This window comes from Mesorhizobium sp. M1E.F.Ca.ET.041.01.1.1 (assembly GCF_003997355.1).
Taxonomy (GTDB): Bacteria; Pseudomonadota; Alphaproteobacteria; order Rhizobiales; family Rhizobiaceae; genus Mesorhizobium.
Genome location: NZ_RZSL01000507.1, coordinates 1 through 4,460, shown reverse-complemented (window position 1 = coordinate 4,460; position 4,460 = coordinate 1). Strand labels below are relative to the sequence as shown.

Sequence of the window (4,460 nt, the reverse complement as noted above, 5' to 3'; positions counted from 1 at the left end):
ACTCAGCAGGCAGGCCGGCGAGCGTGACGGTGATTTTTGCAGCCTTTTCGACATCAAGATCGAAGAAGTCCGAGTCATCGGCGATCAGATAACTGCGTGGCGTTAGCGCGAGTTCGATAGCGTCGAGAATTGTCGTCTTGCAGGAATCGCCGGGACCGATGAGGCAATTGACCCTCCGCGATGGAATCCACTCCAACAGGCGAATGCCGCGAAATCTCTCAATCTTGATGTGAACGATTCTAGCCATCCTGCCTCCCGACGGCTGATTATGTATCAGACTGCTTCGCGTTTCATCAGAAATACAGCGGAAGACGTGAAAAACGGCAGTTACATACGGGGGTACTTCTTTGCGATCGGGAGTTAGACGCATCCCGCCAGTTAGTAGTTACCGCTCCCGTACGTTTCGGATGGACTGACGAGCATCGGCAGCGGAAACCTGCCGCGCCGGGATCGTTTGGGGTTTCCGAGGACGGCAGACGCCTACGGTCGCAATCCAACGGCGACGACGTTGGTCTGGGTAGGTTTTGGAAGGGGAAGGAGCGCTCTGCCTAAACGCGATGAAACGGCGGATGCTTTTCTGCGGCGGTGATGGCTCGATGCCGAGCCATCACCGCGGGCGGGCACGGAAAACGCGACGTGAGTTTCCCCTGCCAAGATTGCATGAGGAGGGCACACACCGCTGATCTTGCGACTTTCGTCACACAAATCCCCACGCCCTGTAGCGCCCCCTGCCCGTCACCTCGCGGATGCCGAGCTCGGAAACGAGGCCGAGCGCCGCACGCTGCGTGACCTTGAGCTCCGCCGCGATCAGACCGGCCGACACCACCGGCCGCGCCAGGACCAGGTCGATCAGCGCCGGCAGGCTCGAGTTTTTTCGCCGCTTCCTGAGCCGGCGTTCCATCTGACCTTTGCCCAGCGCAAGCCGGTCGAGTTCCTTGAGCCCGGCCGATGCCGCCTCTGCAAAAGCGCCGAGGACCGCCAGCAGCCGGGTGGTGCGGACCGGGCTCTTGCGCCGCTCGCGCGGAACCATCCGCAATCCGGCATTGAGGCAAAACAGATGCGAGCCGACCTTGCCGGTCTGGCGCAGCAGAGCGGCGCCCAACAGCGTGCCTAGCCAATGCTGGTGCTGCAGCGGTTCGATGTCTTGCCACGCCTCCCAGGCGATTGCCGCCTGAAGCAAGGCGGGCATGTTTTCGCCCCGCAGGTTGTCGACGACGGCGAGCCAGTCGGCCAGCCGCTGGTCCTCGTCCCAGTCGAGGTCGCGGATCAGCGGCCCGAAGCCATCAAAGGAAGCCGTCTCCGGGGCTTTCGTCCCCCGCCCTGCTGCGTCGACGTCCGGGCTGTCCGCCGAGCGCGGCGCGAACTTTTCGCCCGCCAACAGCCGGCTGGAGCGGGCCAGCACGGCGTCGATCTCGGCCAGTTCTTCGGCCAGAGCGTCCTCCTGGCCGGTGTCTTCAGCAAGGCTGTCGCCGGCGGAGCCGACTGGCCAGGCGGCGGCCTTCCCGGCGATCGACTCGTCGCCGTCCTGCCCTTCGCGGCCGCGCAAGACCAAAAGGCCGGGGCGCGACAGCGCCCAGTCGGGCTTGTGCGCAAAAATCCGGCGGCGGGCGCGCAGCACGGCATGCGCCCGGGTGAGTTCGTGGGTCGGGGTGCGAATGTCCATATGGGCGTCATGCAGGACGAGGTCCTCAAGGTGGACGAGCTCGCCTTCGAGCCACAGCGCGGCGACCGCGTCGGCGAAGTGGCAGCGTTCGACAAAACCGTCGCGCACCGGGCTCTTTTGCACGCGCTCGTCGAGCCGCGCCAGAAGGTCTTCGGCTGTCGTTTTCACTTCCCAATTTCAATCGCGCAATAGTCATGTGCTGTTTAGGTTTAGGCGCTACTACGGCCGTGATTTTTCGCTAACGATTTCACTGACCGCTCATTTTGCCGAACCGATTGCACAGCCTGAAACCGGCGCCTGCTGCGTCGCCTTCCGAAGAAGCATGGTCGACGGCGCGCCGCGTCGCGCGCGAGCTAGACAGGATTCTGGACGGCTCAGGTTCCCGACGGACGGCAATCGCGCGCGCGGCCGCCGAGCTACGCGTCTCGACGCGGCAGGTCTACAATTTGCTGGCGCGCTACCGTGTCGATCAGACCGTAACGTCGCTCTTGCCCGGCGGGGATAGGACCCGGAAGAAGCGCCTTCGACCGGACATCGAGGAGATCATCGCGGCGACACTGCGAGAGCAGTGGCTGGTGTTGGAGGCTCCGCCCCTCGCTCCAATCGTGGCCGAGATCCGCGCCCGCTGCGAGGAGGCGGACCTCGCTCCTCCATCCTATCTGACGGTCGCCCGCAGAATACCCGCACTGTTTGGCCCTGAGGAAATCGCGAAGAAGCGATCCGCGAACCCGAAACATCTCCATCGGCTCAAGGCCCGACCCGGATACATCTACGCGGCGCACCCAATGGATGTCTGCCAGATCGATCACACGCCGACCGACATCAATCTCGTCGAGGTCGTCGAGGGCGGCAGAACGTTCGTCGGCCGGGCCTACCTGACGATCGTCACCGACGTGGCGACGCGTTGTATTTTCGGCTTCTGCCTCACGCTCGAAAAGCCGTCGGCGCTGTCGGTCGCCTTGTGCCTGGCGCAGGCAATGTGTCCGAAGGACGAATGGCTGGTTGCGCGCGGCATCGAACATGGGTGGCCGATGTTCGGTCGACCGCGATTGCTGGTCACCGACTCCGCCAAGGAGTTCAAAGGGAATGCCTTTCAGCGTGGGTGCGAGGACTACGGCATTCGTATCCGCTACCGGGATCGCGGCCGCGTGCATCAGGGTGGCGTGGTCGAAAGGCTGCTCGGGAAGCTCAACGGGGTTCTTGCGACGCAGCCTGGCTCGACGGGCCGATCCGTGGCGGACCGCGACCAATATCCCGCGGAGCGCCGGGCGCGTCTCAGCTTCGCCGATCTCGAGCGATGCGTCGCGCTTGCGGTGATCGACCACAACCTGCAGCAAAACGCCAGGACCCTGAGGGTGCCGGCATCAGAATGGGATCGGCAGGCACATGAACTTGCACGCTTCGACGATGATCCCATGCGGGTCCTGCTGGCATTCATGCCCGGAACGGAGCGACGCATCTCGCCGCAGGGTGTCAGTATGTTCGCACTCGACTATTATTCACCTTGGTTGAGCGAGCTGGTTCCGCAGCGGGATCGGCTAGGAAAGCTCGAGCTTCGATACGATCCCCGCGACATCAGCCACGTCTATGCCCGCGATCCCGAGACCAGGGAGTTTCGATCGGTGGAGCGGCGCGACGGCATGCTTGCGCCGATGACGTTGTGGGAGCACGAGGCCATCCGGCTGTCGCGACGCACCGCGAATGCACGCACCGACGTAGAGAAGGTGATGCTGCGCCGCCAAATCGCGGAGATCGCAGACGGACCGAAGCCGTCCAAGGCAGAGTTGCGCAATGCCGCGCGCAAATCTCACGCCGCAGACGCGCCCAAGCCCTATGACGCGATGCGGCCGGCAACGCCGGTGCCTGCCGATCATCCCGTTCGCCCGAAGCGCCGCCTGCCGGTGGAGGATTGGTGACGTGGCGGACCATCTGCTTGATCACGTTCGCCCGCACCTTGACCGCAGCACGGAAGAGCGGATCGCCTACATCCAGGCGCCGCGGTGGATCGGACATCAGGTGGCGCTCACAGCGCACGAACGTCTTGCCGAGCTTCTGTCGCGGCCGCCATCGCTGCGGACCCGAGGACTGATGCTCGTCGGACCCTATGCCAACGGCAAGACCATGATCGCCGAACGCTTCGCCGTCGGACATCTGAGAACAGCCGAACAGCAGCGGGTGTGGGTGGTGCAGACGCGCGAGGGCGCGGGCCTTGCCCATTTCTACGGAAGTATCCTGCAGGCGTTGCGAGCGCCGACGGGCAGCAGCCGAGACGTCGGCCGCAAGGCGGAACAGGTCGATCATCTGCTCGACAGGCTGAAGCCCAGAATCCTGATCTTCGATGAGTTCCACAATGCTCTGCGCGGCCGGGCGCGCGACGTTGAGGCAGTGCTTGCCTTCCTTCGGAGGATCGGCCGCCAGTTCGACATCTCGCCGGTTCTGATCGGCGAGGTCGCCGTCTATGACTTCGTCAATCAGACCGCTGAAATGGCGACCCGGTTTGATCTTCACGCCGTGCCGCGTTGGCAATATGGCGAGGAGTTTCTTGCGCTGCTCGACAGCCTCGAGGGCGCTCTGCCGCTTGCCCGCGCGTCAAATCTCTCGGATGAGCCGCTAGCACGAACGATCTTCCAGCTTTCCGAGGGACTGATGGGCGAGATCGTGGCGATCGTCTCGACAGCGGCCACGGTTGCCGTGAGGTCCAGCGAGGAGCGGATCACGCGATCGGGCATCGAGGCGCTGCGCTACGTCCCGGTCTCGAAGCGGCGCAGGGCGCCGGTGCGCGACAACCTGCTGTGAC

At 64.1% G+C, this 4,460-nt stretch carries 3 protein-coding genes and 1 pseudogene; 2 read left to right on the top strand and 2 right to left on the bottom strand.

The annotated features are described in order from the left end of the window. Positions 1–247: pseudogene (locus tag EOA38_RS28935) on the bottom strand (AAA family ATPase); the annotation flags it as partial. Positions 248–697: 450 nt separating this feature from the next. Further along, positions 698–1,771 carry an RHE_PE00001 family protein gene (locus EOA38_RS28930; RefSeq protein ID WP_245480943.1) on the bottom strand — a complete coding sequence of 358 codons (1,074 nt, stop codon included), beginning with the start codon at positions 1,769–1,771 and terminating at the stop codon, positions 698–700. 155 nt (positions 1,772–1,926) lie between these two features. On the opposite strand from EOA38_RS28930, the gene EOA38_RS28925 reads away from it, so the two are divergent. Continuing rightward, positions 1,927–3,579: a Mu transposase C-terminal domain-containing protein gene (locus EOA38_RS28925; RefSeq protein WP_127300844.1), complete on the top strand. Its 1,653-nt coding sequence runs from the start codon at positions 1,927–1,929 to the stop codon at positions 3,577–3,579. A gap of 1 nt (position 3,580) precedes the next feature. Beyond that, positions 3,581–4,459: a TniB family NTP-binding protein gene (locus EOA38_RS28920; protein WP_127300843.1), complete on the top strand. Its 879-nt coding sequence runs from the start codon at positions 3,581–3,583 to the stop codon at positions 4,457–4,459. The last annotated feature ends 1 nt before the right edge of the window (position 4,460 follow it).